The sequence below is a fragment of the Ktedonobacter sp. SOSP1-52 genome (assembly GCF_016587395.1).
In genome coordinates, this window is record NZ_BNJH01000007.1 from 271,277 (window position 1) to 297,047 (window position 25,771).

Annotated in this window: 25 protein-coding genes and 3 pseudogenes; 17 read left to right on the forward strand and 11 right to left on the reverse strand. The window is 54.4% G+C overall.

Features of this window, described 5'->3' with window-relative positions; translation table 11 throughout:
* Positions 1 to 131 precede the first annotated feature (131 nt).
* The 4 genes and pseudogenes from JMJ16_RS50755 to JMJ16_RS50765 all read left to right on the forward strand — a co-directional run bounded on the left by JMJ16_RS50755 (position 132) and on the right by JMJ16_RS50765 (position 3,174).
* The gene (locus JMJ16_RS50755) at positions 132 to 1,571 is read left to right on the forward strand and encodes an MFS transporter (RefSeq protein WP_201394097.1); all 1,440 of its coding nucleotides are present in this window, start codon (positions 132 to 134) and stop codon (positions 1,569 to 1,571) included.
* Positions 1,572 to 1,976: 405 nt separating this feature from the next.
* A pseudogene (locus JMJ16_RS55585) lies at positions 1,977 to 2,144 on the forward strand (IS6 family transposase); the annotation flags it as partial.
* 356 nt (positions 2,145 to 2,500) lie between these two features.
* Positions 2,501 to 2,677: pseudogene (locus JMJ16_RS57745) on the forward strand (IS701 family transposase); the annotation flags it as partial.
* A 215-nt stretch (positions 2,678 to 2,892) separates the two neighbouring features.
* Entirely contained in the window at positions 2,893 to 3,174 is a 282-nt protein-coding gene (locus JMJ16_RS50765; RefSeq protein ID WP_236602150.1) for a transposase, read from the forward strand.
* A 236-nt stretch (positions 3,175 to 3,410) separates the two neighbouring features.
* On the opposite strand, the gene JMJ16_RS50770 is transcribed toward JMJ16_RS50765, so the two are convergent.
* From JMJ16_RS50770 to JMJ16_RS50780, 3 genes are all read right to left on the reverse strand, one after another.
* Positions 3,411 to 3,980 (reverse strand): RNA polymerase sigma factor, encoded by a 570-nt coding sequence (locus JMJ16_RS50770; RefSeq protein ID WP_201394100.1) that lies wholly within the window; start codon positions 3,978 to 3,980, stop codon positions 3,411 to 3,413.
* A 124-nt stretch (positions 3,981 to 4,104) separates the two neighbouring features.
* On the reverse strand, positions 4,105 to 5,274 hold the full coding sequence (locus JMJ16_RS50775; RefSeq protein ID WP_201394101.1) for a hypothetical protein: 1,170 nt from the start codon (positions 5,272 to 5,274) through the stop codon (positions 4,105 to 4,107).
* The gene (locus JMJ16_RS50780; protein WP_236602123.1) at positions 5,267 to 5,866 is read right to left on the reverse strand and encodes an RNA polymerase sigma factor; all 600 of its coding nucleotides are present in this window, start codon (positions 5,864 to 5,866) and stop codon (positions 5,267 to 5,269) included. The genes JMJ16_RS50775 and JMJ16_RS50780 overlap by 8 nt, the downstream gene beginning before the upstream one ends.
* 277 nt (positions 5,867 to 6,143) lie before the next feature.
* On the opposite strand from JMJ16_RS50780, the gene JMJ16_RS50785 reads away from it, so the two are divergent.
* Complete coding sequence (locus tag JMJ16_RS50785) at positions 6,144 to 6,392, forward strand: DUF6444 domain-containing protein (RefSeq protein ID WP_201394103.1); 249 nt, start codon at positions 6,144 to 6,146, stop codon at positions 6,390 to 6,392.
* 191 nt (positions 6,393 to 6,583) lie between these two features.
* On the opposite strand, the gene JMJ16_RS57750 is transcribed toward JMJ16_RS50785, so the two are convergent.
* Complete coding sequence (locus tag JMJ16_RS57750; protein ID WP_374229191.1) at positions 6,584 to 7,000, reverse strand: transposase; 417 nt, start codon at positions 6,998 to 7,000, stop codon at positions 6,584 to 6,586.
* Between JMJ16_RS57750 and JMJ16_RS50795 the strand changes: the two genes are divergently transcribed.
* Positions 6,941 to 7,774, forward strand: coding sequence for an IS6 family transposase (locus tag JMJ16_RS50795; RefSeq protein ID WP_374229192.1), 834 nt, complete (start codon positions 6,941 to 6,943; stop codon positions 7,772 to 7,774). The two genes, JMJ16_RS57750 and JMJ16_RS50795, sit on opposite strands and share 60 nt — an antisense overlap.
* Before the next feature lie 168 nt (positions 7,775 to 7,942).
* Here JMJ16_RS50795 and JMJ16_RS50800 read toward each other — a convergent pair whose 3' ends face one another.
* From JMJ16_RS50800 to JMJ16_RS50815, 3 genes are all read right to left on the reverse strand, one after another.
* On the reverse strand, positions 7,943 to 9,205 hold the full coding sequence (locus JMJ16_RS50800; protein WP_201394106.1) for an aminotransferase class V-fold PLP-dependent enzyme: 1,263 nt from the start codon (positions 9,203 to 9,205) through the stop codon (positions 7,943 to 7,945).
* Between the two features lie 669 nt (positions 9,206 to 9,874).
* A complete protein-coding gene (locus tag JMJ16_RS50810; protein WP_236602124.1) occupies positions 9,875 to 11,794 on the reverse strand; it encodes a transposase in 1,920 nt (639 codons plus the stop codon).
* Positions 11,795 to 11,871: 77 nt separating this feature from the next.
* Entirely contained in the window at positions 11,872 to 12,204 is a 333-nt protein-coding gene (locus tag JMJ16_RS50815; RefSeq protein WP_201394110.1) for a hypothetical protein, read from the reverse strand.
* 80 nt (positions 12,205 to 12,284) lie between these two features.
* Here JMJ16_RS50815 and JMJ16_RS50820 point away from each other — a divergent pair, with 80 nt between their 5' ends.
* The 6 genes from JMJ16_RS50820 (at position 12,285) to JMJ16_RS50845 (ending at position 18,807) form a co-directional block, all read left to right on the forward strand.
* Entirely contained in the window at positions 12,285 to 12,731 is a 447-nt protein-coding gene (locus tag JMJ16_RS50820; RefSeq protein ID WP_201394112.1) for a nuclear transport factor 2 family protein, read from the forward strand.
* A gap of 444 nt (positions 12,732 to 13,175) precedes the next feature.
* A complete protein-coding gene (locus tag JMJ16_RS50825) occupies positions 13,176 to 13,898 on the forward strand; it encodes an IS6 family transposase (RefSeq protein ID WP_236602125.1) in 723 nt (240 codons plus the stop codon).
* Positions 13,899 to 14,390: 492 nt separating this feature from the next.
* Positions 14,391 to 15,233 carry an SDR family NAD(P)-dependent oxidoreductase gene (locus JMJ16_RS50830; RefSeq protein WP_201394114.1) on the forward strand — a complete coding sequence of 281 codons (843 nt, stop codon included), beginning with the start codon at positions 14,391 to 14,393 and terminating at the stop codon, positions 15,231 to 15,233.
* Positions 15,234 to 15,242: 9 nt separating this feature from the next.
* A complete protein-coding gene (locus tag JMJ16_RS50835; protein WP_201394116.1) occupies positions 15,243 to 16,571 on the forward strand; it encodes a thiamine pyrophosphate-binding protein in 1,329 nt (442 codons plus the stop codon).
* On the forward strand, positions 16,490 to 16,969 hold the full coding sequence (locus tag JMJ16_RS50840; RefSeq protein WP_201394118.1) for a thiamine pyrophosphate-dependent enzyme: 480 nt from the start codon (positions 16,490 to 16,492) through the stop codon (positions 16,967 to 16,969). Before JMJ16_RS50835 ends, JMJ16_RS50840 begins: the two co-directional genes overlap by 82 nt.
* A gap of 149 nt (positions 16,970 to 17,118) precedes the next feature.
* Positions 17,119 to 18,807, forward strand: a complete 1,689-nt coding sequence (locus JMJ16_RS50845) for a glycoside hydrolase family 13 protein (RefSeq protein WP_374229193.1) — start codon at positions 17,119 to 17,121, stop codon at positions 18,805 to 18,807.
* A gap of 80 nt (positions 18,808 to 18,887) precedes the next feature.
* Here the strand turns inward: JMJ16_RS50845 and JMJ16_RS50850 are convergent, their stop codons facing one another.
* Positions 18,888 to 19,886, reverse strand: a complete 999-nt coding sequence (locus JMJ16_RS50850; protein ID WP_201394122.1) for a LacI family DNA-binding transcriptional regulator — start codon at positions 19,884 to 19,886, stop codon at positions 18,888 to 18,890.
* A 436-nt stretch (positions 19,887 to 20,322) separates the two neighbouring features.
* Positions 20,323 to 20,463 (reverse strand): annotated as a pseudogene (locus JMJ16_RS50855) (transposase); the annotation flags it as partial.
* A gap of 74 nt (positions 20,464 to 20,537) precedes the next feature.
* Between JMJ16_RS50855 and JMJ16_RS50860 the strand changes: the two are divergent.
* The gene (locus tag JMJ16_RS50860) at positions 20,538 to 20,837 is read left to right on the forward strand and encodes a hypothetical protein (protein WP_201394431.1); all 300 of its coding nucleotides are present in this window, start codon (positions 20,538 to 20,540) and stop codon (positions 20,835 to 20,837) included.
* Here the strand turns inward: JMJ16_RS50860 and JMJ16_RS50865 are convergent.
* Complete coding sequence (locus tag JMJ16_RS50865) at positions 20,772 to 21,101, reverse strand: hypothetical protein (RefSeq protein ID WP_201394124.1); 330 nt, start codon at positions 21,099 to 21,101, stop codon at positions 20,772 to 20,774. The genes JMJ16_RS50860 and JMJ16_RS50865 overlap by 66 nt on opposite strands.
* A gap of 137 nt (positions 21,102 to 21,238) precedes the next feature.
* Between JMJ16_RS50865 and JMJ16_RS50870 the strand changes: the two genes are divergently transcribed.
* Together JMJ16_RS50870 and JMJ16_RS55590 are read left to right on the forward strand one after the other, a co-directional pair.
* The gene (locus tag JMJ16_RS50870; protein WP_201394126.1) at positions 21,239 to 21,949 is read left to right on the forward strand and encodes an IS6 family transposase; all 711 of its coding nucleotides are present in this window, start codon (positions 21,239 to 21,241) and stop codon (positions 21,947 to 21,949) included.
* Positions 21,950 to 22,089: 140 nt separating this feature from the next.
* Positions 22,090 to 22,302 carry a nucleotidyltransferase domain-containing protein gene (locus JMJ16_RS55590; RefSeq protein ID WP_236602151.1) on the forward strand — a complete coding sequence of 71 codons (213 nt, stop codon included), beginning with the start codon at positions 22,090 to 22,092 and terminating at the stop codon, positions 22,300 to 22,302.
* On the opposite strand, the gene fxsT is transcribed toward JMJ16_RS55590, so the two are convergent.
* Positions 22,289 to 24,805: an FxSxx-COOH system tetratricopeptide repeat protein gene (gene fxsT, locus JMJ16_RS50880; protein WP_201394128.1), complete on the reverse strand. Its 2,517-nt coding sequence runs from the start codon at positions 24,803 to 24,805 to the stop codon at positions 22,289 to 22,291. The genes JMJ16_RS55590 and fxsT overlap by 14 nt on opposite strands.
* A 121-nt stretch (positions 24,806 to 24,926) precedes the next feature.
* Between fxsT and JMJ16_RS50885 the strand changes: the two genes are divergently transcribed.
* Positions 24,927 to 25,169, forward strand: a complete 243-nt coding sequence (locus tag JMJ16_RS50885) for a hypothetical protein (protein WP_201394130.1) — start codon at positions 24,927 to 24,929, stop codon at positions 25,167 to 25,169.
* 30 nt (positions 25,170 to 25,199) lie between these two features.
* On the forward strand, positions 25,200 to 25,754 hold the full coding sequence (locus tag JMJ16_RS50890; RefSeq protein WP_201394133.1) for a hypothetical protein: 555 nt from the start codon (positions 25,200 to 25,202) through the stop codon (positions 25,752 to 25,754).
* Positions 25,755 to 25,771: the final 17 nt, after the last annotated feature.

The window sequence follows — 25,771 nt, forward strand, 5'->3', positions numbered from 1 at the left end:
CTTGCATACATCAGATCTTCCTGTTACAATGATTATATCACATATTTCTGATGTATCAATGCATCCTCTCTCTGTGTCTTGTACCGCCCATGCTGTTTTGGCAGAACAGAACGAGAAGAAAGGAATTCTTTATGACCACCACTCACCTTGATGAGCTGCAGACCGCTCCCTCGCAAAGCGGCCAGGAGCCTGATCCCAGACCCTTTTCGCGCAAAGCGCTTCTCATCACCATCCTTGCGACCAGTCTGGGTTTCGTGCTCGTGCAACTCGATGTGTCGATTGTCAATGTCGCGTTAGCACAGATCGGCACCGACCTCAGGACCGGGGTCACGGGTTTGCAATGGGTGGTAGATGCGTACACACTCCTGTTCGCATCTCTACTGCTCTTCGCTGGAACTCTCGCAGACCGCATCGGCGCTCGTAAAGCGTTCGTGAGCGGATTTGGCCTCTTCGTCGCGGCGTCACTGGCCTGTGGACTTGCACCCATTCCTACCGTACTCATTGTCGCGCGCTGCATCCAGGGCATCGGGGCGGCATTTTTGGTCCCCTGCTCTTTAGCACTGCTTAACCATGCTTGTCGTGACGACATAGCGACACGGGCTCGAGCGGTTGGCCTGTGGACTGCAGCTGGCAGCGTCGCGCTGGCAACAGGACCAGTGCTCGGCGGATTCCTGGTACATGCGCTGAGTTGGAGGAGCATCTTCTTCGTTAATCTGCCACTCGGGGCCATTGGCATCTGGCTCACATGGCGCTACGTCGAGGAGTCTCCTGCCCATCAGAGTGACCGATTCGATCTGGGTGGACAGCTCCTCGCCATTGCAGGACTCTCGAGTCTGACAGCGACGATGATTGAAACGAGTGTAGTCGGATGGTCCTCGCCTCTCGTTCTGCTCGGTTTTGGGATCGCGCTGATCTGTGTAGTAGCCTTTGTCTTGGTCGAGGCGCGCGTTCGGACGCCTATGTTGCCGCTCAACTTCTTTCGCAACCCAACATTCAGTGCAACAACACTCGTTGGCCTAGCCATCAATCTCACCCTCTACGGGGTCATCTTCATCCTCAGTCTCTATCTCCAGCAGGTTCGCCACTTTTCGCCGATCGATTTTGGCATAGCTTTCCTGCCCTTCCCCTTGGTGCTGCTCGCATCCAATCTTGCTTCCAGCTGGCTGGGTGGGAAGTTTGGTATGCGGCCACTGATGGTCATGGGCCTGCTCGTTGCTTCCGCAGGGTACTGGCTTCTGCATAAGCTCGATCCGACAACACCATATGTCGCCATGCTGCCAGGTCTGCTCGTTATTCCACTGGGCATCGGACTCGCTGTCCCGGCCATGACCACCGCGCTGCTTTCGGCTGTTCCTCGGTCGCGCTCAGGGATCGCGTCAGGAGTGCTCAATACCGTGCGTCAGGCAGGAGGAGCCATCGGCGTGGCACTTTTCGGATCGCTTATCGCTCAAGATGCTGTACATGGCGTCTCGATAGTATTTGTCGCCTCGGCGGCAGTGATCGTCGCTGCCACGATGATTGCAGTGTTTGGCATCCGTCCTCCAAAACTCGACAAGGCTGGCACCCAATGAATTGGGAGGGGAGTGTCTCAGAATCGACTGGTTTTTGCCACTCCCTGCTCAGCTTGTCCTGCACAGGAATCCATCATCTTCGTGAGGGTGAGTCTTTCCAATGAGGGAGTCTCAAAAAATGTGCCATAATCACAACTGGTAGCTCTCTTGGGACCCGTCTCACTTTTAATCCTCGGAATGAAAAAATGCTGAAGGCGTAACAAACAGCGAAGGACAATGCTATGCCCTTCTCACGCGCCTGGAGCGCTGTATCGATCCAGTTTGCCATAGCTTCTGGTGAGCGGCCTGGATTATCTGGCATATATCGTCAGAGAGTAGCGCGTCACCCGCTGTGTAGAGATCGGCTGCATGTGCTTGCTGAAGTGGTTCGAGTCTTACTATCATCAACCTTCTGGGACATCAGTGTTGACGAAACCAGGAATGGGCTTTTTCTCGTTCGAGACAGCTTGGCGAACACTCTGGGGCTTCGAGATGATGAACATGATTAGGAAAGGGCAATTGCAAGGAGTAGCAAAAGGTAATGTAGGAGGGCAGGTTGCACTCGTCGCCCGGTTGTTCGGAGTGGTCGCCTAAAAACATTTGAGAGACACGCTCACACTCACCATGTTCGCTCCCTATTTCTTGCAACACAACCCGATGAGCAAGGCAAGAACTATGTGGTAGCGGTGCCTGAGACACATCTGATCTGGATGGCTGGACGGCACCAACCTCTTGGCTACGTTGCGGCACTTCTGCCAACGTCTGCCTGGAGGGTGATCTCAGCGGGGAATGGGAGCAAAGGGCAGCGCCTGTATGAGTGGGCGTGGCTCCAATTGCCACACCAGGCCGATAGGGAATGTGAGCGAGCGCGATGGGTGCTGATCCAGCGCAATCTGGCTGATCCCAGTCAGCGCGCCTATTATCGTGCTGCCGGGCCAGCGAGCACGCAACTGGCGGATCTGGTGCGAGTGGCGGGGAGCCGATGGAAAATCGAGGAGGGCTTCGAAGAAGCGAAAGGCGAAGTTGGGCTCGATCAGTATGAGGTCCGCGGCTTTCGGGCCTGGTATCGTTTCGTGACGCTAGCACTCCTGGCTCATGCGATCCTGGCCGTGGTGAGAACCCAGGCCAATGCGCAGGAAAAAAAAGCGATCTCCCACTGAGTGTGGCGGAAGTCCGGCGGCTGATCCAACTGCTGGGAGGACCAGAGGAACAGCAAGAGCGGGGATTCTGGTGGTCGCGCTTTCGCCGTCAGCATCAAGCAGGCGCCTAACGCTGTCATTGGGAACGTCGAGGCCGTTAGGCGCCTGCGGAAGACCCACCGGAGCGCTCGCCCATCCGATTGGTGGGCACGTTCCAACTTTCCGATGGGCAGTGGGAAAAGATTTGCGCGCGGTTACCAAAGTACGTCTACCAGACGAGGCGGCAGGTGGCCGATCCTCGCCTGATCATCGAAGCCATCCTCTGGGTCATGGACACTGGCTCATCTTGGCGTGAGATCCCAAAACGCTTTGGTCCCTGGTCCAGCGTGGCCGAGCGCTATTACCGATGGTGCAGAGAGGGGAAATGGGCACTGATCCTCCAAGTGCTGCAAGAGGAAGGTCTTTCCCTTTCTTCATCTGGTTAAAACAGTAAGTGGCACTGTAGTACTAGTTTGCACTGCGAAATGCAATCCGCTCCACAGGCCGCTCTAGTGGCCTCCCATCCCTGAGATTGAGACGATTTGCGGGAGAAGCAGCGTATTTGAGAGGCAAGCTGATCCTGTAAACTCGCTTCCCAGGCCGCTTGCATTTCGCAGTGCAAACTAGTACTAGGCTTTCTCTTTCAACTTCCCTCCAAAGCGGGACGTAATCACTCATCACCTCAATCGGAAGGGCATTCTCCCTCGCACGATCGTTGCGCCTTCTCCTCCTCATAGATTCGCCGTAGCCGTTTCAATGTTCGTGAGAGCTGAGCCCTCACGGCCATTTCACTTTTGCCAAGCTGATCTGCGATCTCCCCACACCGCATCTCATCAGCAAAGCGCCACTTCAGCAGCCGTTGCTGCCACAGTGGTAACCTGCGCATCGCCTCCCCAAGGTGGATTGCAGTTTCATGCTGCAAGATCATCTGTTCAGGCGTCTCTCGCTCATCGTCAGTGAGATGGTCACAAACCTCCTCCAGAGAAACATACTCCACTCGCAATGATGTACGATAGACATCGACCACCTTGTTCCTGACAACTCGCCACATCCAGCGGCGTTGCGCCTCCTCCGACCACGACGCAAAGGATGGGTGTTCCAAAATCGCTTTAAAGACCTCTCCCTGCACATCCTCTGCATCTTCTCGAGAGACAAGGTGACGGCATAAAAATCCAAAGAACGCTGGACCATAACGCTCATAGAGCATTGTTGTGTGTAACACGTTTGCATGAATCGTGGATACCATGTTCATCTTTTTCTACTGCTCTTTGCTGTTCTCTGAAAGAAGGATGGGCATCTCATCTTTCTTTCAGAGAACAGTTCTCCATCCTCCCAAGAGAGAAAAGGAGATCAATCACCTTTCAAAATGTTTCTCACTAGACAGTAAAAGTAAAGGTCCAGCCAGCGCCACCCTTGGGATTGAGAATGTGTAGCGTCCAGTTGTGATCATTGCCGACACTTGTCTTTGGCACATAGATGGCTGTGTCGAGATGATGTGGGTCCTGCGGATTTGTTATATCCTGTCCCACGCCTACCAGGATGAGTTTGTGATAGGTCTGGTCTCCGGTGCTTAATTGTGTTTCATCGGAGCCAGATTTGTCATTGCGTGATGGCATCTTGAAGAAGCTGAGTCCATGAATGAAGAGGCGCGTCCCTGACGGCGCGATGATCACGCGTTCGAGCGTTACTGCTTTGCCATCGCTTATGACAGTTTTGTTTACATTCACGATTTTGCCCGCATGGAACGGAACCGTCACATCATAGGTGAGTTTGTAAGGATGTGTGATATCATGAGCACGTGCCTCTGGCGCGCATTGAGCACCATTCATGCCAATACAATAGTAGATAAACTCGGCATGAATGTGCAGTGAGGTAGGATTGCCCTGAATCTGGGAAGTATCAAAGGTTGCTACTATTGATGCGGTATTAGGATCGACAGGTGTGCGCGTCTTTCCTATTTCCAGGATCATTCCGTCCTCACCCCCGCCATTAGTGGTGGCATCACTCATTGGTGGTAAGAGGAATCCATCAGATGTGGTGACTTTTCCCGCATACAGATCCCACTCTCCTCCTTTCCCGGCTGATGGGACCTTGGAATGGTTGGCTGAAAGACCCAGGATCAGCTCGTTCGGGTCAGCATAGGCGGTTTCTAGTTTGCCTGTCAGCTCGCCATCCTGGCTGGTGAGATTCAAGGTGGTATACATCTCTGGTTTCAGCGGGTTGCCGGATTGCACATATCCAGGCTGTATCATAGACGAAATGACCCGGTCGAGTATACCGGAGGCATAGGCGGTTCCGCTAATGATCGTTAGCAAGAGCGCCGCTGCGATAACGACGGCAATGCGTTTCCCTCTGGATGAGGAACTGCGGGGCCAGGTTGCTTGACCGGTGTTGCGTTTGCCCTGAAGTGTGTTCTGTATACGACGAGCCTGTACATCGTTCCAGGTCAGTGTTGATGGGATCTCAGACTGGGTATACAGATCCTCCAGAGCCTGTTCATAGCGTTGTACTGTGATCTCATCCAATTGTGGTGAATGGTTACTCATGGTGATTCTGCTCCTTCAAAAAAGTGATGAGACGCGTAATCTGTTTTTTGACTGTTTCTGGTTTCTTGCCAACAATAGCGGCAATCTGTGGCGCGCTCAGACCGGCAGCGAAGCGCAGAGCGAGCAACTCACGTTTATCGGGTGATAATGAGGCGACGAGCGATTTGAGATGGGTCAATGTTTCTTGCTTGAGCGCCAACTCTTCAGGACTCTGTGAGCTGATCGGGTGCAACGTTTCAGGCAGAGCATCCCAGGAAACACTGCTTTTATATCGCCGGGCCGCATTTATCGCTGCATGATGGGCAATACGGAAGAGCCAGGCAATAAAAGGAATGCCACGTTGCTTATATCGTGGAAGTGCATCCAGCGCCATGAGGAATACTTGCTGTGTGAGATCAGCAGCATCTTCATCATTATTGATGCGTGTGCGGAGATAATGATAGATCCGCTCCCGATAGCGATGATAAAGTGGTTCAAACGCAGCTGGATTGCTTTTAGCTGCTTCAATGCAAGCAGCTTCAGCCTCAACTGGCTCATTTCCCCGCTCCGTTGTTTTGGCGTGGAAGGCCGAAACTGCGTGTGTCATTTCCATACAATCTCCCTGCTTCATCATATGTTTTAAGTGTTTATTGTTGTAATCTGCTGGGCATCGTTTTTACTGAATGCGTGTAACATCGATGTTCACTCTTAATAACACAGTCGAAGCGAAACCGGGACAGAATTTGTTTGATAGAGGAGAAATTCATATCAGTTTGAGGGTAGGCCAAAATCTCTCTGATTTTGGTAACTGTTCAGAAGGGCCATACATTGCAGAGATGATAGTCGATCTGCCAGAGTAATTTCATGACAAGGATAAAGAACTGGAGCGAATGGGACAAGAGAGCCAGGCGTTGCGAGCAGCCAATCAAAAGCTTCGTGAGTGTGTGCGGGAGTCCATCCATGCCATTAATGCTCTTCATAACCAGGTCAAGGATCTGGATGGAGTGACTGTCTCCCAGCAAAAGCGCATCAAAACGCTGGAAGGACAGGTAGCGAAAGATAGCCAGAATAGCAGTTTGCCATCCTCCTCCGACCGATTTCTCCGTACTTCAATGGGTAGCGCTGTAGGGGTGGAGTGAAGGTTGCTGCTACCAAGGGCAGGACATAGGGCGTTAGGAGCAGTAAGCATGCAGAACACTTTAATAGCAGCTAAGACGACACTTTCAAGTACCGAATAGTGAAATGGAAACGGAACTCGAACCTTTTTCGCTGTCTCATTCTGCAATAACTGCCTGTAATTGGGTATGTAGAGTGAGTAGAAGTACCGACTCTAAGAGTGTGACTTAAGATGACAAACTAGTACTTGGAAGGAGCTAAACGCGTCAAGAACAGACGGATGGAAGCCACCTGGATGAAGGGCCTCGCTGCTGGAGGGCAAGCCCTCATAATCGCGAGCGAGTCGTCGAAAGCGGATAAGCCAGCCGAAGGTCCTTTCGACAATCCAACGCTTGCGCTGGACTTGAAAGCCTCCCTTGGGTTTGCGAATCTGGACAGGTTGCCCATTAACGAGCTCCCAATCGGCCTGCGGCTCACGCTCCTGCTGGGGAACGATTTCGATCTCCCATCCAAGATGGTCACGGAGCCAGTGCTCAAAGGGCTCCCCATCATAGCCATGATCAGCGAACAGATGCGAGAGACGCGTGAACCGTTGAACAAGCCCCTCCAACGAGAGGCGGGCGCCAGCCACATCGGCGATATTGGGGTCATAACATTTTTCTGCACTCAATGCAGACGCATATTCAATGAACGAACTGGCACCCCTTTCAACTACCTCGAATTCCCTACGGATATCGTTCTCCTCGTCGTTTTCTGGCGCTTACGTTACAAACTGAGTCTGCGTGATGTGGCTGAAATGTTTTTAGAACGCGGCTTTCCCTTTACGCACGAAGCAGTTCGAGACTGGGAAACACGATTTGCTCCTCTGATGGCTGATCAGTTGCGAACCCGGCGGCACGGGCAAGCAGGAACGTCCTGGCATGTTGACGAGACATATATCAAGGTTCAGGGAAAATGGTGCTATCTCTATCGAGCCATTGATCAAGATGGCAATCTCGTCGATTCTCGGCTGAGTGAAAAACGAGATATGGATGCTGCACAACAGTTCTTCAAGCAAGCCATGGCTGTCGTTGGTTATGCGCCAGAGTCTGTTACAACAGGCGGACATCGTTCCTATCCCCGTGCGATACGCGAAATCATGGGAAGTGAGGTGGTGCATCGGACGAATACATACCTCAACAATCGTCTGGAGCAAGACCACCGTGGCATTAAGCAGCGATACTATCTCATGCGTGGCTTTAAAACGTTTGAAGCTACAGCACGTTTTTGTTGTGCCTTTGACGAACTACGAAATTATCTCCGTTCGCATCGTACCATGGGAGAACCGATTTTCCTCCCCAAACAGCGACGAGCTTTCCTCCAGCGACTTACCTCCTTGAAGGCATTGATACAGGCAGCTTCCTAGCAGGTGGCGAATAGTATCAATGTCTTCATTGAATCTGATGCGTTTCTGTGCGCTCAGTTCTGACAGAACCTATTTTATCATTCCGTGCTGCTTGTTCGTAGAATATCTCGCCAAGTTGACAATACCCTGTAAAAATCTGTCACGAGGTATCTTTGTTCTCAATGGAGCTTATTTCTTCAAATTCTCAAGAGTATTGAGCACCACATCAATCTCTTCGATGGTGTTGTAGAAATGTGGTGAAATGCGCACAGCACCGGCACGTGCCACGACATAAATTTGCTGTGCTGCTAACCCACTCGCTATCTGCTGGTTTGTCATATTCCGGTACTCAGGATGTGGCAGAAAGCACACGATCCCTGAACGCTCCCCCTCGCTCTGTGGCGAGATGATCGGATAGCCGAGCTGCTTCAGCCCTGCCAGAAGGTGTCTGGTAATGCCCAGGACCCGTGCCTCAACTGCTTGCATTCCACCATCAAGGCTCTCGAAGACCTCCAATGCAACATCCAACCCTACGATAGAGAAAGCGTTGGGCCAACTATACTCTAAACATGCTGCCCCTGCTTTCAATGGCTGTTGATAATTAAAGTAGTCAAATGGCTCCTCCATGCTGTACCAGCCCTTGCGTCTCATATGCAACTGCGGGAAGAGATTGTCGGATACGTAGAGGATACCGGTGGTACGTGGACTGAGCAGCCACTTGTGCGCTGCCGCAGCGACATAATCAACGTCCAGTGCCTGCACATTCACCTCCAATGCCCCCAGAGCTTGTATCGCATCAATACCGCACAGAATGCCGCGCTCATGGCAATAGGCAGCGATAGGAGCAATATCGTTGCGGAATCCTGTTGAGAACTCTACAAGGCTCAGGCTGACGAGGCGTGTGCGTGAAGTAATACTGGCAAAAATATCTTCGGCGACAATGCGGTGGTTGCGAGCAGGTACGGTGTGGACCTGTACACCCAATTCTTGCAGATTCAACCACGGGTGGACATTGCTGGGAAACTCGTCCTCCGCGATAATTATCGTATCGCCTGCTTGCCAGTCCAGGCAGTGAGCAATCAACATAAGCCCATCGGCGGTGCTAGCGGTAAATGCAACCTGGTCAGGCCTGGCACTGATCAGGTTGGCGAGGCGACTATGGGCCGTATGTATATGCTCCTTCCAGCGTGTATCATAAATGTCCCCAAAATGACTTGTGTCGTTTGCATAGTCGTGCAGTATGCGCGCTACCGGGCTGGAAAGAGGCCCGAGAGAAGAATGCTTCAGATAGATGGTGTGACGCGTCACTGGGAAAAGGAGGTGACGTAATTCTTTCACGTCTTCATCTTGGCGTGTTCGCTTGTTCTTGTCCTCTTCTCTCAGTAAGAGAGTATGCAGCATATCATCCAGTGCGGGAAGCGAGGAAGAGTTCTTGGTATCTGTATCAGCCATAGAGTATCGTATCCTTTCATGATGTGAGAAAAACCGAAAGCCTCAACGATTTGCCAGAGCTTTCAGTCCACCTTCTTAGCCAAGTATATCCAATGCTCTATCGTGTTTCAATTTCAGCGCAAAGGAGGTTATGATCCAGGGTGAAGATTTATCCATATATTGGCAATCCCGGTCTATGATATGCTTCACAAGCGTGCCGGCACATTATGGTTCACAGGCCATTTTTGAGTGTGACTGTTGCGCAAGAGCAATGCTGGCCTGGCTTGAATGCGTATCAGATGAAAACCCAGTCTTGGATAGTGGCATGCCTCGTCTAGATGTCTCCGTTGCTTAGGAAGGCAGATCTGCTGCCACAATATCGCTCACGGAGCTGGTAAATGACTTACCAAGTGCCTCTTGGCCACCTTTGGTGAATCGAGATACGAATGAGTTTTTAGGAGAGACTGCTTGAGCTGGCCTTTGTCATTTTGTCTCCTGGATAAGCTCATCTATCACCAAAGGTGGCCATGAGCCCACGTGATACGCAACGAGATGTAAGCAATCAAGCAAGAGAGAGAGAAAAGAACGCGTGGTGAAGAACGGAAAAAGGCACAGAGCTTCTTCGCCCTGCTGAGGTATTCAGAGGGAAAGGAGAGCGCGGTCAGTTGTTCTGCTGAAGCTTGTTCCTCCTCAGTGGCATGTGGTCAGGAAAGCAGGAACCCCAGCCACGGTAATGCGCACGTGCGGTGGACCGAACCAGGCATTGCGCGCGAGCCGATCTGACCAACTCCACCGATCATGCGAGCGGACCGCACGAGGTGAGCGAGGTGGTGGAGGAATGTGCTGTGGGGTCTCAACAAGTGGGAGGATTTCAACGTATTGACCGCGCCAGTGAGCCGTCCAGGTTCGTCGAAGTGCGCGACCTGCAACATCAACCCAACGGGTTGCAGCCAGGATGCCTGTCTGAGGTTCCACCAAGGAAGGTGCTGGGAGCAGGTGACGCACAGCACTGACACGACGCGCCCGGTTTCCTTTCACTCCTCGCGCCAAACACTGCTCGCGCAGGGGACAGAGCCGACAATCATCCAACTGAGCCACATACACTGCCCGTTGGGTGTACGCATGTTCTTGACGCACTTCACTCAACCAAAGGGTCGCCCCAGTCGGGCAGCGGAGCGAGACCTCATCGTGCAGTGTGAAAGCACTGACTGGGATCTGGCTCCGACCACTGTCTCTGGCCCATTGCCAGGGACCGTAGGCGTCTGGGAGCTGATCGGTCGAAGAAACCTGTGGGGGACATTCCTTGGCCGGAGACCACTCCATCTCGCGCAGTTCCTTTCCTTGCATGGTATGCCCGAGCGACAGCCGGATATTCCACATCCATTGGCACGCGATCTGCCAGAGTTCCTGTCCGCACTTGGTATACGAACACCACCGATCCGGATCATCTTCCAGATCTTCCTCGGCGAAGATCGTTTCAAAAGCACCCCGTCCGTGATAGAACTCCACCACATCCTGGACCAGGAAGCTCTCGACAGCAAGCGTGGTGATGAAGAGCTCATAGATCCATTCTCCCACGCGTTTGCCAACTTTCACGGTGCAATCTGAAGAAGGAGCCAGATATCGAGTTACAATGATTCGAACGGAAGGCATCCCTTCTCCTAAGGCGAGCCAGCCTCCCTCAAACATCTCGACAACCTCGCCAGTGTTTTTCCTGGTGACGCTGGCGGTTGGCGGATGAACGAGCACTTGCAGGATCTGTGGGCGCTCCAAAAGCTGATAGCCTTTGCCTCGGGTGACCAGATGGGCACCTGTGCGCATGATTTGAGCGATGACTGCGGCATCGCCATATTGCCCATCCAAGCGGATCAAGGCTATCTCAGGAGGGAGAGTGAACTGTTCCAGGTAGGTCATGACCGCCTGAAGAGCGCTTGCCAGTTCGCCCCGATAGTTCCCATTGCCCTTGCCAGAGTACGTCCCGACCCATTGGCGCGTGTGCATTTGCAACGCTGTCGTACGCGTCCGAACAACCTCGCCGCGTTTGCGTCCCATGTAGCCAGGGGCACATACTCCATCAAGGCGACGACGGGGAGAAGGCAGTTCTGGAGCCGTTGGCAGGGCACGCTGCCGGGCTGCCTGACGAGTAGCATCCACATCAAAGACGATAAAACGATGACCTTGTCGGTCGAAGATCCCCCCGATGGAATCTCCGGTCCACCCATCGGTGAAACTCTGCTGGAAAAGGGGGCGGAAGGCTTCGAGACAAGGACGGTCCACAGCGGCTAGAAAGCGACTCAAGCTGGCCCGATGCGGACAATACCGGCGTCCAAAGAGGGCCATGAATGCTGATCCAAAGGGAGCTAGCCGCCCAAAAAAAGCTTCTAAAGTGCGTTCCCCACTGATGGCATAGCCTAACAAGAGTGCCAGAAAATCGATGGGCTCATAACGACCAAAGCGACCGCGGATCAGACGCACCTTCTGGGCAAAAGCGTCGAGCAGTCTCTTGGTGACGAGATACTGCACAATGATAGTCACTTCCCCAAACCAGGGTGGTACTGCTGGCCGAGGCTCTTCAGAGGTCTGGATTTCAATACACGGGTTCGCTATCATGGACAACAGAGACCTCCCATCTTGAGACGAAACAACAGCTTCTCTCTCAAGTAGAGACCTCTTTTTGTGTTATGCTGCTAGCTTGCTTGTAGCTCGTTGCGTATCTCGTGGGATGAGCCACCAAGTGAGCAGGTCTGGCCCTCAAACGTGAGAAATTGCCCCCAATGTTGAGCACGGGTATCCACGTTTCCTGGAAAACCGCTTCTCATCTGGCTTGTTTCATCGATATCTTGTAAATTGAAGGGGAGAAAGAGAGGTTCGCGTTGGCTCTCCTGATGCAATCCGCCTATAATACGATGTATCTCAGGATGATCACCAAACCCAGGTCGTTCTGGGCGTGAGAATTGAGCCGATGTCGGAGACGCCTGTTTATCGTTCTCAGATAAACGTTCAACGTCTTGTGGGTTCACCCCTGTCCCCCCACGGGATTGGAGGGCCAATCACCACAAGAACGTGCGGTTCATAAACAGGCGAGAGTAAGGAGGAAACTATGACAAGCGAAGAGAACAAGAAAAACGATGAAATTGAAATCAAAAGGTTGATAGAGGGGTATGCCAAGGCGTTTCGCGCGAAGGACATCGATGGGATAATGTCCATGTACGCGCCGGAGATCGTGACGTTCGACGTCGTGCCCCCGCTACAATACGTGGGAGCAGATGCAATGAGGAAACGTTGGGAAGAGGCGTTCTCGTCGTTGCCGGGTCCGATTGGCTATGAAATTGCCGACCTGTCCATTACGGTGGGCGAGGATATGGCCTTCACCCACAGCTTCAACCGGGCGAGCGCAACCCTGCCCACTGGGCAGAAGATCGGTGTCTGGGTGCGTTGGACCGCTTGCTGGCGCAAGATCGGAGACAAGTGGCTGCTCGTGCATGATCAGATCTCGGTGCCGGTCGATTTGCAGACAGGCCGCGCGGTGCTGGATCTCAAGCCATAGTCATGCGCATGGCCTTTCTTTTTCTCACCAATTTACAAAATGGCAGTGAATGAAGCCAGATAAGAAGCGGTTTTCCAGGAAACGTGGATACCCGTGCTCAACATTGGGGGCAATTTCTCACGTTTGAATGCCAGACCTGCTCACTTGGTAAGTCATTTACCAGGAGCCATTTGAATGGATAAAATCTCAGGACCTCCTGGGAAATGGGTGAAAATTTGAAAACGCACGTGGTAATAGCTAGAAGCGCGAGCGTCCTTTCTGATATACCTACGGGTCGAGAGCATACAATTCGCAGAGGAAAAAGCACATGGAGAAGATTCTCATCCGGCAGGCAACATCTTCGGATATTGAAGGTTTGATCCCCCTCTACCTCGGGTTGCACAAGCAACTCACGAGGTATTGTCAACTTGGCAATAGAACTGAACACGATGCGAGAATAGCTGTATGAAAACAAACAGCCTTGCTCCCGATTACAACGGTTACCGCTTTCCGCCGGAAATTATCAGCCATGCGGTGTGGTTGTATTTCCGTTTCTCGCTCAGTTTTCGTGATGTCGCTGAGCTATTTCTCGAACGTGGTTTGGTGTGTACCCATGAGGCGGTTCGCGATTGGGAAGCTCGTTTTGCACCAGTGTTGGCGGATCGGCTCCGTGTGAGGAGGCGCGGGCAAGCGGGAACATCGTGGTACATCGACGAAACCTACGTCAAAGTCCACGGGAAGTGGTGTTACCTCTCTCGCGCCATCGATCGAGATGGCAATCTCGTTGACTCCATGCTGAGCGAGAAACGGGATATGCATGCCGCCAAACGATTTTTCAAGCAGGCGCTTGAGACAGTTGGTCATGTGCCAGAGCGCGTGACAACCGACGGGCATGACTCCTATCCACGAGCGATCCGTGAGACGCTTGGCTGTGAGGTTCTCCATCGCTGTAACCCCTACCTGAATAACCGCCTGGAACAAGATCATCGTAGCATCAAACAGCGGTACTCTCCCATGCGTGGCTTTGGAAGCTTCGCGTCGGCATCACGCTTCTGCAGGGCATTTGACGAGATACGCCAATTCTTCCGGTTTCGGACAACCATGAAACAGCAGGTTTCTCTTGCCAACCAACGTCATCTGTTCTGCCATCAATTGGATGCCTTGAAAGCCATGGTTCTGGCAGCCTAAAACAGAGCAACGCTGGAATCAGCACGCCATGTCGCCTACTGTCTTCTCAGTTCTGACACATCCGATCATAGACCAGAGCGTGGTTTGAGACCGTGCTCTTGAAACGGACTTGCTCAGAGGAAGAACATCATATTTTTTAGTGTAGAATAATACAATAAGAGCAAAATCAGCCTCAGTTATCTGGTACGTCGTACTTTTTCGTTAAAAATACACCGATAGGCCATCAATCCAAGCCCTCGTCGTGCGAGAATGATGGTGAGGTCGGTCTCTCCTGGTGATCCGCTTTTTTCTTTTTCACAACATTCATCAATGGATATGGCTACAAATGAATCGAAGTGCTTTGACAAAAGCACTTGACATCCTACGAACGTTTGTGTATGCTCTCAGAAGAGGAAAGGCTGGCGCAACTTCCTGCTGTGCGTGGTCTTCTTCACCATTGTGACTCTTGGAGGGTGACCGTCGGTTCTCCCTCCTCTGCAGAAAGGGCAACGTATGGAGAATCAACAAACGAGCATGAATCAACTGGGGACAGGCATGAGCCGTTCCTATGTGGTAACGGGAGGAGGCCGTGGCATCGGCCGGGCGGTCGCCGAGCGGCTCCTCGGCGAAGCCAACAGTGTGGTCGCCATTGAACGTGATCCTGACGCGCTGACCTGGGTGGACAAGCATCCGGCTGGTCCGCGAGTGATCGCCGTGGTTGGTGATGCCTCCGACGAGAACGTTGTGGAGCGCGCTGCGGATCTCGCGCAGGCTGCAGGCTCCTTCACTGGTTGGGTCAACAATGCCGCTGTGTTCCGGGACACTTCGCTCCACTCCGCCTCCGCGCACACGATCCTGGACCTGATCTCGATAAATCTTTCCCCTGTCATTGTCGGGTGCCGGACTGCGATTCGTCGCTTCCTTGCAGGAGGAACACACGGGGCCATTGTGAACCTCTCCTCGCACCAGGCGCGGCAAGCCGTTCCCGGCTGCACCCCATACGTGACTGCCAAGGCCGCTATCGAAGGACTGACGCGTGCGCTTGCTGTCGAGTACGGTCTACATGGCATCCGCGTCAATGCCATTGCGCCAGGCTCAGTAGAGACCGAGCGCTACAAGGAGTTTCTTCGTCAGAAGGAGCCTGAGGCCGTCGCACGGATCGAACAGCAGATGCGCCTGTTCCATCCGCTTGGCCGGGTCGCCTGCTCCCAGGAGATCGCAGCCGCCATCGTGTATTTGCTCTCAGATGATGCAAGCTTTATCAACGGCGCGACGGTGCCTGTCGATGGTGGAAGATCGGTGCTCGCACTCGATCCAGAGTCATCCCAGGCGTTCATCGGTGCGCAAGCCCACTAGGAGGACATTGTGACAGATCACAGAGGACGTGTTTCCCGACTAGCAGGATCGCATCGCGCTCGTGCAGCGTATGCAGTTGCTCAGGCGCTCAAAGACAACGGCATCGAACACATGTTTCTGGTCACTGGGGGAGATCTCTGGCTGTGGCGAGCCTTGCGTGATGTTGGCATCAGCATGCATCTAGCTCGGAGTGAAGCTGGGGCCGTTGTCATGGCCGATGCCTATGCTCGTGTTACTGGACGCCCGGCAGTCGTTTATGGTCAGTGGGGACCGGGGGCGGCAAATGTTGCAGGTGCTCTCGCCGATGCATGGTGGGCGCGCAGTCCTGTTCTTGCGCTTACCAGTGCCGTCTCAACGAAAGGAGAGAACCGCTTAGAGTATCAGGAGCTTCACCAGGTACCGATGTTCGAACCTGTGACGAAATGGCAGGCCCACGTCACCAGAGCGGATCGAGCTGCTGAGCTGGTCTCAATGGCTCTTTACATCGCAACAGCAGGATGTCCAGGACCTGTTCACCTCGATATCCCGACCGACCTCTTCACTGAGGAAGTGGAACTTGCCCAAAGCTATCGACTTCGTTCACCTGCACTCTCGTCTGCACCATCCAGGACAGCTGTTGAGGCGATTGTGGCTCGGCTCGGCGAAGCACAACGCCCACTCATCCTGAGCGGAAATGGGCTCTTAATCGCACAGGGTACCGAAGAACTGAAGATGCTGGCCGAGTTGACGAGCATTCCCGTTATGACCACGATGGGCGGCAAGGGATCGATACGAGAGGATCACCCGCTCGCGATGGGAGTCGTCGGACGCTACTCCCGCCGAGTCTGCAATCAGATTGCCGCCGAAGCAGATCTGGTGATTGCTTTTGGCACCGACCTTGATGCCCTGGCAACCGACACCTATAGCATCCCAGGGCAGGATACCACCGTTATCCAGATTGATATGCATGCTGAACGTATGAGTATCAGCAGATCGGTCGATGTCGCAGTGATTGCTGACGCACACGAAGCAGCGTCAGCATTGATCCATCGTCTACACGACACGAAGCCTCTGCAACAGCACGTCATATGGAGTACGTCCGTCCGAGAGAAGGTGGCGCAGTGGCATGCTGATTTCATTGCGCAGGCTCGAAGGCCCTCGTCAGGCTATGTTCGTCAAGAAGCGCTCATCCAGACCCTCAGCGAACTGGCTCACCCAGATGATATCGTGGTTGTCGATACGGGCTTCATGGGAGCATGGGGGGAGCTCTCTATCCAGTGCGAGCAACTGGCCGTACCTTCCTGCGTGCTGCTGGCACCCTGGGATGGGCATTTCCCTCCGTACTTGGCGCTCAACTAGCGCTTACCACAACCCCGGAGCGGCGTGCCATTGCGCTGATCGGCGACGGAGGCTTCGGATATCACATCGGCGACCTGGAAACTGCCGTCCGACTCAAACTTCCCGCCATCTGTATCGTTCTGAACAATGCCTCGCTCGCCTACGAGGCTATCGCTTTCAAGTATCAGTTCGATGGCGACGTGGTTGGAGAGGTCTGCGATTTTATCGATACCGACTATAGCCAGATCACCAGAGACTTTGGCTGCTTTGGAGCCAGGGTTGATACCATTGAAGGTTTCCGTCAGGCACTCGACGAGGCGCTTTCGCGGCGAAAACCAGCGGTGTTGGATGTGGTCGTCAGTAACAACCGCTTTGCTCCGGTGACGACCTTCGACCATTGGGTGAAACGAGACCTTTAACTGCTGAGCAGACATCGTCCATAGTGATCAAAAGAGACAACATCTCGTGCGGCGTGGAGCAATGCGGCGGAAGGCTCTCATGAAACACGCTGATAGCTCCCAACGTCTGCTGTTGTATCTGGAAAGTTTGGAGTATTCTGATGCCTATTATGCCCTCTAAAACAGACGTTGCCCCCTGGTGGCGTCATGCTGTAATCTACCAGATTTATATTCGTAGCTTCGCCGATGGCAACGGCGACGGGCTGGGAGATATCGCTGGCATTCGGTCGCGCCTGCCGTATCTGGCAGACCTTGGGGTCGATGCGATCTGGATCACGCCCTGGTACCGCTCACCGATGGCTGATGGAGGGTATGATGTAGCAGACTTCCGTGAAATCGCACCTGAGTTTGGCACGCTCTCCGAAGCTGAACGTCTGATCGAAGAGACCCACAAACATGGGTTGCGCATCATTCTCGACATCGTTCCCAACCACACGTCTGACCAGCACAGATGGTTTCTGAATGCACTGGCCGCAGAGCCTGGCTCACCTCAGCGTGCGCGATACTGGTTCCGCCCCGGTCGCGGACCAGCAGGAGAAGAACCTCCTAACAACTGGCTCTCGGTATTCGGCGGTCCCGCCTGGACCCGCCTCCACGAGGACAATGGGCGACCAGGAGAGTGGTACCTCCACTTATTTGCTCCCCAGCAGCCTGATCTCAACTGGACGAATCCGGAGGTACGGGCGGAGTTCGAGGCGATTCTGCGGTTCTGGTTTGATCGTGGCATCGATGGATTCCGCATTGATGTAGCGCATGGGCTGGCAAAGCATCCGCTTCTCCCAGATATCAATGTGAGGAGTGCACAGTTCCCTCCTGGATTGGTCGAAGCAGCGGAAATGAGAGGTGAAGCGGTTGCCCAGCATCCACACTGGGACCGCGAGGACATTCACGAGATATTTCGTCAGTGGCGATGGATGGCTGATTCGTATGCTGCAACGCCTCAGGGAGCACGCATGTTCGTGGCTGAAGCCTGGCGCATCAGGACTGGCGGATTAGCTCAGTACCTTCGTATGGATGAGTTACACAGCGCATTCAATTTCGACTTTCTCAAGTGCCCCTGGGATGCCGACAAACTCCGTACAACCATCGATACCCACCTCGCCATGCTGGCCCAGGTTGGCGCGCCGGCAACCTGGGTACTTTCCAGTCATGATGTCACTCGCCCCGTCACGCGCTACGGACTGTCCGGCGACTGGACTCAGCTACGGGTGGGCCTTGATGCAGGGCTGGTAGATATCGAGCTGGGCTCCAGGCGGGCACGAGCGGCGGCTCTGCTGATGCTGGCTCTGCCTGGTGCAGCCTACCTGTATCAGGGAGAGGAGCTCGGTCTGCCAGAGGTTGACGACCTGCCAACCGATATCTTGCAAGATCCCATCTGGGAACGCTCAGGCCACCAAATTCGTGGCCGAGATGGATGCCGTGTTCCGCTCCCGTGGTCCGACACTCTGCCTGCGTTGGGCTTCAGCACGAGGAAGCCCTGGCTGCCACAACCGCCGCAGTGGAGCACCCTCAGCGTGGAGTCTCAGACGCACAACCTCGGCTCGATGTTGACGCTCTACCGAGAAGCGTTGAGACTTCGTCGTACGTATTCAGCCTTCCTGGACGGCCACCTGCGCTGGGTAGAGGCGCCTTCGCGCGTGATGGCCTTCAAGCGTGGGAAGGATGTCATGTGTCTGGTCAACTTTGCCACTGATCCCACTCCTCTGCCTGCCTACGACAAAGTACTCCTTGCAAGTGGACGGCTGGATGGTCATATGCTTCCTCCTGACACGGCGATCTGGTTGCAGTGCAAGGAGTAGTAAGCAGTCACATGTCTATCAATCTCTGTCGTGAGTTGGGCAACCGTTTGGGGCCAGCCCGAACGACGCTTGCATGTCCGTTAGCTCGTCCCACGTAGGACCAACTCCAGTCCCAGGGCCACCTCGCGAACCGTGCCGGGCCTATCAAGTTGTTGGAGCAGCCGCTCCATGGCAGCCCGACCGGATTCTTCCAGAGGCTGGTGCACGGTCGTAAGACCCAGGGCTTCAGCCAGTTCTCCATCGTCGAAGCCAACAATAGCCACGTCACCTGGAACGGCGAGTTCCAGGTCGTGTGCGGCTCTCAGCGCCCCCGCTGCAAGCGTGTCGGAGCTCGCGAAAACGGCGGTTGGGCGATGCTCCATCGACAACAGGTCCTTTGCTGCCTCAAAGGCTGGCTCGACTCCATGTGCCATGAAACGTACATCGGTGTCTGTGAGAGGATAGCCAGCTTCCGCCAGTGCTGCACGGTAGCCTGCGAGCCGCCGTTGTGCTGGTGAGACATATAGGAGCGATTGCTGTGCCTCACCAAGGAAGCCAAAGTGGCGATGGCCGCGAGCCACCAGATGCGAAGCCGCGAGCCGACCGCCAGTGGAGTCGGACGTGAAGACGGAGTCGAATCCGGGATGGTGGACATCGATCAGCACCGTGGGAAGCCGCAGGTCGGTGAGGCGTTTGGCTGCCGCCTCGTCCAACGGCAAGCTCACGACGATGAGTCCATCCAGTCGTCCGGTGATAGGCAAGCTGGAGAGCAATGGGGAGGAACGTTGTGCAGCTGACTCCTGGTCGAACAAGACGATTTCCAGCAGATGCTGACTGGCAACGTGGAGGATCCCGTTCAGGCGTCGGGCCACGGACGGGTACGAGGTATAGGGTGCTATGACTCCGACTCGTCCCACCCCTCGGCGTGCCTTGGCAACCGCTTCTGGCTTGGGGACAAAGCCGAGCGCATCTACGGCCTCCAACACCTTGCGTCTCGTCTCCGCGCTGACACGCGCTGGAGCGTTAAGCGCGAGCGATACGGTAGAGATGCTGACCCCAGCCAGGGTGGCGACGTCATAGATTGTCTTCGATTTGGGCACGTCTCACGCCTCCTCTCGTAGCATACAGGTCTATCCTACACATGTGTTCATGTTCTGTCAAGGCCCTTAGTCGAAGCACTTCGACTAAGGGCGTCGTATCGGCCTCGTCAATTCATTCTTGATCAAAGTTCTTAGCTCGACTTTGTACAATTTTTTCTTTGGCTAACAAGTGCTCTGAGTCTCTCCTCCATCGAAAAGAGCTTCTGAAGAGCCCTGGGAAGCCAGCAGCAAGGAAAAACGCTGGACCAGCTGCCCTTTTTCAACGTCACCTGCACCAGCCTGATGTTGAAAAAGTCGGCGAGCGGAGAAGCACCCTGTATTTCGTATCATACTCAGGCGTCTCGAGAGGCCTGCTGATACGTTCACTGTCGGAAGCTGACCTCGGTAGCCCTTGCAAAAAATGTACAAAGTCGAGCTTAGAGCTGGTTTGAAAAGGTTACCTTTTGCTCAAGCGTCGGATCATCAAGCGAGTCATCGCAATGAAGATCATAGCCTCGCTGCTCTCTGGCAGAGTTTCATAATCCTTACTGAGCCGACGACATGGGGTGATCCAGGCAAAGGTTCGTTTGATAACCCAGTCACACGACCCTCCAATGTTGTTTTCTGTCTCTGACTGGCTGCCATGGTTCTTTCCTTTCGTAATGTGCTGGTATGATATCCCCATTAGAGCCGTTCGACAAGTGGCGCACCGCTCCAGCGGTGGCGAAGATCATCCCCAATTGTGCGCTGGTGGTACTGCCAAAGGCGTTCCTGCTCTGCCTCGTCAGCCCATACGACCCAGCGATGCAAGGGTTCATCGAGCTGACAAGCCTGCACCAGGCCATGACGGATCCAGTGAGAGAACGTCCCACGTGGGATGTGAAGTCGGTGAGCCAGTTCGGTTGGCTACCATTCATCAGGCAGGAACCCACCATGGGACCGAACGCGCGGGCGTGGCGCTTTCACCCCTAACTGGCGCTGCAACTGCGTGATGGTTTCTGCGCGAAAGCCAGTGGTGGAACGGGCAGAGCAATAGCCAGCGTCGTTCAACGCCTGGGCAATAGCGGCGGCGGTCCAGCCTGCTTCCGTTAACACCTGGATCTGTTGGCAAATCTGCGGATACGTACTCAGCTCGCTCAGCCTGCCAATCGGTCGAAGCACAACGCCCTCAATGTGGCCTCCGCCAACCCACTCAATGCGTACCCTCACGCGCTCATTACTGCCCTGTACATCCACAATGACCCGTTCAACGACTTGGCGGATGATCTCTTTGCGCTCGGCGTCTGTGGTGGTTGAAGTAGTCCAGAGGGTAGTGTTGCAAAGAAGAAAGCTGATCTGGTACAGGACAGGAAAACGAGCGAAAGAGAGACGTGATGACCGAACAGAATCCTTTGAAATGGCGCCATTTCCAGCCCGACATTCTTCTCTTATGCGTGAGGTGGTATCTCCGCTCTGCTTTGAGCTATCGTGACCTGGAAGAAATGATGGCGGAGCGAGGATTGCGTGTCGATCATACCACGATCTATCGTTGGGTTCAGCACTCTGCGCCTGCACTTGAACAGCGGTGCCGTCCTCAGTTGAAGATGACGTCTGACTCCTGGCGGGTTGATGAGACGTACATCAAAGTGAAAAAGCAATGGCTGTATCTCTACCGTGCAGTTGACTCGCAAGGACACACGCTCGATTTCTTTTTCAGCTCAACCAGAGATGCGCAAGCAGCCAAATGCTTCTTTCTGAAAACGCTCGACGCCTCTCATAGCAGCGAACCACGAGTGATCAACGTAGACAAAAACGCTGCCTCTCCCAAAGCGTTCAATGAACTGAAAGCGGCGGGAAGCCTTTCTGAAAGCTGTGAACTCAGGCAAGTCACATACCTCAATAATCTCGTTGAACAAGATCACCGCTTCATCAAACGGTTGACAAAGCCAGGGATGGGCTTTTTTTCTTTCGAGACGGCATGGCGAACACTTCAAGGATTCGAGATGATGAACATCATGAGAAAAGGGCAGTTGCAAGGGGTGGGCAAAGGAGATATGAGAAGCCAGGTTGCATTGGTTGCTAAGCTATTCGGAGTAGTTGCTTAAACGGAACAAGCAGAGCCGCTCCATACGCATCTTGTCTTCTTTCTATTTCTTGCAACACAACCAACCAATTTGGGTCATGGCAACCGTGGCAACCAGAGAAAGTTGCCACGTTCTTTTCCCCACTCACAGTTCCCTGGTGGATTGCTGGCGGATGGGCACTCGACCTCTTTCTTGGAGTTCAAACACGAGAGCATGAAGATACCGATGTCCTCTTTCTGCGTCGAGATCAGCACAAGATCCGCGCGCAGCTTCAAGGATGGGATGTTCAAGAAGCGCACCCAGAGCTATTACCCAGTTCGTGGCCCTGGGAAATTCTTCTCTATCGTGAGGAAAAGACCCTCAATCCTGCATAATGCCTCGTGCTTCTTCTAACTGAGCAGCAAGTTCGCGTGAGGCAATCGTTTTGGGGTGTGAGTCTCCCAAAGACCGCAAACAGATCTGGAGGGCACGTTTGACCCGAGGATATGCCTTGCTCATTGTCCCCTGAAGCTGGTAGAGCACAGCCAGGTCGTGGAGCGTCTGGGCTGTCTCCGGATGATCCTGGCCCAGACGCCGTTCGCGGATCTGCAATGCGCGCTGGAACAGTGCCTCGGCTTGTTCATAATGGCCCTGTTCTCGGAAGAGAAGAGCCAGACCCTGAAGGGGATACGCTATGATATGGTGCTCAGAGCCAAGCGCCTGCTCAAAAATAGCAAAGGCTCTCCGATACAATTGATCAGCTTCCTTGCATCTGCCCCACTCGCGGTAGAGGTCAGCCAGGCTCACAAGCGTAAAAGCCACATCCAGATGGTCCGGGCCTAAGGCCTGTTCCTCGATGCGCGCTGCACGCTGGAAAAGCGATTCCGCCAGTTCATACTGGCCCTGCTTCCGATAGAGGTCGCCCAGATTGCTGAGTGGACCCGCCAACCGAAAATGCTCCTGTCCCCATACCCGTTCGCGGATCTGCAGCGATCGTTGATACACTCCCTCGGCCAGATCGTACTTGCCTTGCTCAAAGTAGACATTTCCCAGGCGGATGAGCGATAACGCGACCTCAGGATGCTCTAAACCCCTTGCCTGCTCCCGGATCTGCAGCGCTCGTTGCTGCAGTGACTCAGCCAGCTTGTATTGGCCCTGCTCATAATAGACCATCGCGAGCCCTTCGAGGGGGTACGCGACTTCAGGATGCTCCGGCCCCAACGCCTGTTCCAGCACGCGCTCAGCAGACTGGAAAAGCGGTTCTGCCTGTTCATAGTCGCCCAAGAGTCGATAGAGATAGGCAAGTTTGCTCTGCAAAGAGGCAACGTTGGGATGTTCCAAACCGAACAGCTGGATCTGGATCTGAAGCGCTTGTTGATACAGCGATTTCGCTCGTTCGTACTGGGACCTTTGATCCAAATAGTCCGCCGCTTTCAGGAGCAGATGAGCGAATTCCTGGTTCTGGAGGCAAGCCGGAAGAGCTGCGGCGCAGGTCATCACATGGGGAAGCAGTCGCTCACATGGTTGCCATATTTCTGTCCCGCTGTCACTCGTGATTGGCGGAAAGGCCGCATTGAGCAGGTGGACCACGCGCTGCTGCCACTGCGTGTGGTCCCGTTCGCTCATCTGATCCTGCAGGATCACCTGGACCAGGCGGTGCAGCGAGAGCGTTTGCGTCTCGGACTGCCGTTGCACCAGCGAGAAGTTCCGCAACGCAACGATTGCCTGATCGAATTGGTAGAGATCTGTGACAAAGGGATCAGCAGTTCCTTCGGAAGCGGCGGTTCCATCAAGAAAGATTTCCTCAGGAATACCTTCCGGTGCAAGAAAAGCGCACAAACACAGCAGATCAGCCGCGAGGGAATGTTGTTGCCTCACCTGCTCGTAGGCTAAACGAAAGGTGGTGGTGACGGGGTGAGGATGATCGCGCCCCAAGGTTCCTCGCCGTCCCAGCAGCGGGGCCCGTTGTTGCTGATACCGTTGCAAGTAGTCGCTCAGACCGCATCCCGCTTCTTCGATATAGGCACCAGCCTGGTCGAGGGCCAGGGGTAATCCTCCCATCACCTTGACAAGTTCCTGGGCAGTCCCCCACTCAGAAGGGTGTGGTTTGCTCTCGTCAGACCTCATTTCTTTGTTGAGATGAGCACGCCGCAAAACAAACGCTGCCCCCTCATCGAGCGTCATGGGTGACAACTCAAGGCTATGAGCCAGGGTTCCCAGGGAGGAGCGGCATGTGGTGATGAGAGTGGCTCCCTGACGGGCCGGAGGGAGAAAGTGTTGGAGTAGCTCCGGGTCCTCAACGTTATCCCAGATCAACAGCCACGTACCATTCGTGGTTAGCCAGTGCTGCACTGCCGCCACCATCCGTTGCCGATCGCTGTCTCCACGCTCCGGGAGCTGGAGGTGTCCGGCAATGCGACCCAGACTCGCCAGAATGCTCTCAACCGTTTCCCCCTCAATCCAGAAGATCGCGCTATACTCCAGGGCGTAACGATACGCATACTCCAGGGCAATCTGGGTTTTACCAATCCCACCAAGCCCATATAATGCATAGGATTGGGTGAGAGCCACCGCCTGGTCCGTATGCAGGAGCTGATGCAACTGGTCAAGCAAGACACCTCGTCCGGTAAAGAACACATTGCGTTGATAGGGCACAGACCAGTGAGGCGAAAGCGCGGTTAGACTGGCTTCGAGAAGCTGTCGTGCTTCTGCTTCGCTCAGTCCAAGCAAACGCCCCAGTTCCAGGACGATACTTTTCCTCTCAGGGGGGTAGTTGCCCTGTTCCCAGGACCAGATGGTATTGTGATGCACGCCTAACAGCTCAGCCAACGCCCTTTGACTGAGACGTTTGCGCTTGCGAAACGCCTTGAGCATATCTCCGAATGGTGAGATGAGCATAAACGGTGTCCTCTTTCTCTCCTCGCAAGAACAGCCACACAAAATCATAGTGAATCACAGCCGCACTGTGATGCTGCTATCGTAGCATAGAACAGGTAACTATTCCATCATCAGTGGGCAGGTGCAGTACGGGTTCGTTCCCCAACTGGCGTTAGCGCTGACCATCGGAGCGGTCGCGCTCGGCCAGTTGACCTCTCCGTTGTATGGATGGCTGCTCTTTGGCGGCGTGCTAGTAGTAGCACTGATAGGCTCAATCATGATTGGCCCGCGGTGGCAATTGCGCTGTGTTGCCGACCGCAAGGAGTTTGCTGCGGAACATGGTTGGCTCTACGGGGACAAGAACAGTCAACTGGGGCTGCGCTAGCAGGACTTGTTCGGCAAGAAGGAAGCCTATATGATGAGTCCATTCGGGGTGCTGGCGGGCGAGGTGAATGGGCTGCCATTCACGGCATTTGATAGTGAGCCAGGAGGCGCGAAGATGCGCCGGACGTACTGGGCCATCCACTTACCGGTCGCTTACCCGCGTGTCCAAGTGCGCGCGAGGTTGCCGGACGGCCTGTTCTCCGCGCTCAAGGAGAACAGACTGCGAGGGGGACGACCTGCACTCCGCGTTCGTGAAGCCTCCTTCCGCCCGACGATTTGCACGCGGCGACCGCTGACGCCGCAGGTCCGCTCAGCTACGATGGAGTTCGAGCTGGTCGGCTGGCGGATCGAGGGTCGCGATCTGATCCTGGAGCGGGGGACTCCAAGCCGTTCACCGCCAACGAGGTTGAGCAGGTCGCCGTCCACCTGGCCGGACTTGCCCGGCAGTTGCCTGCCGACCTCGACCTGGTCTGGTCGCCTGACGGCAAGTTACTTGCTTCGAGAGATCGTTCCGGGAAGCTCCTGGTCTGGGATGTACCGGCGTTGTACGTTTCGCCCTCACAAGTTGGGCCAAACGGGGAAATAGACTGTTCGCATGAAAAG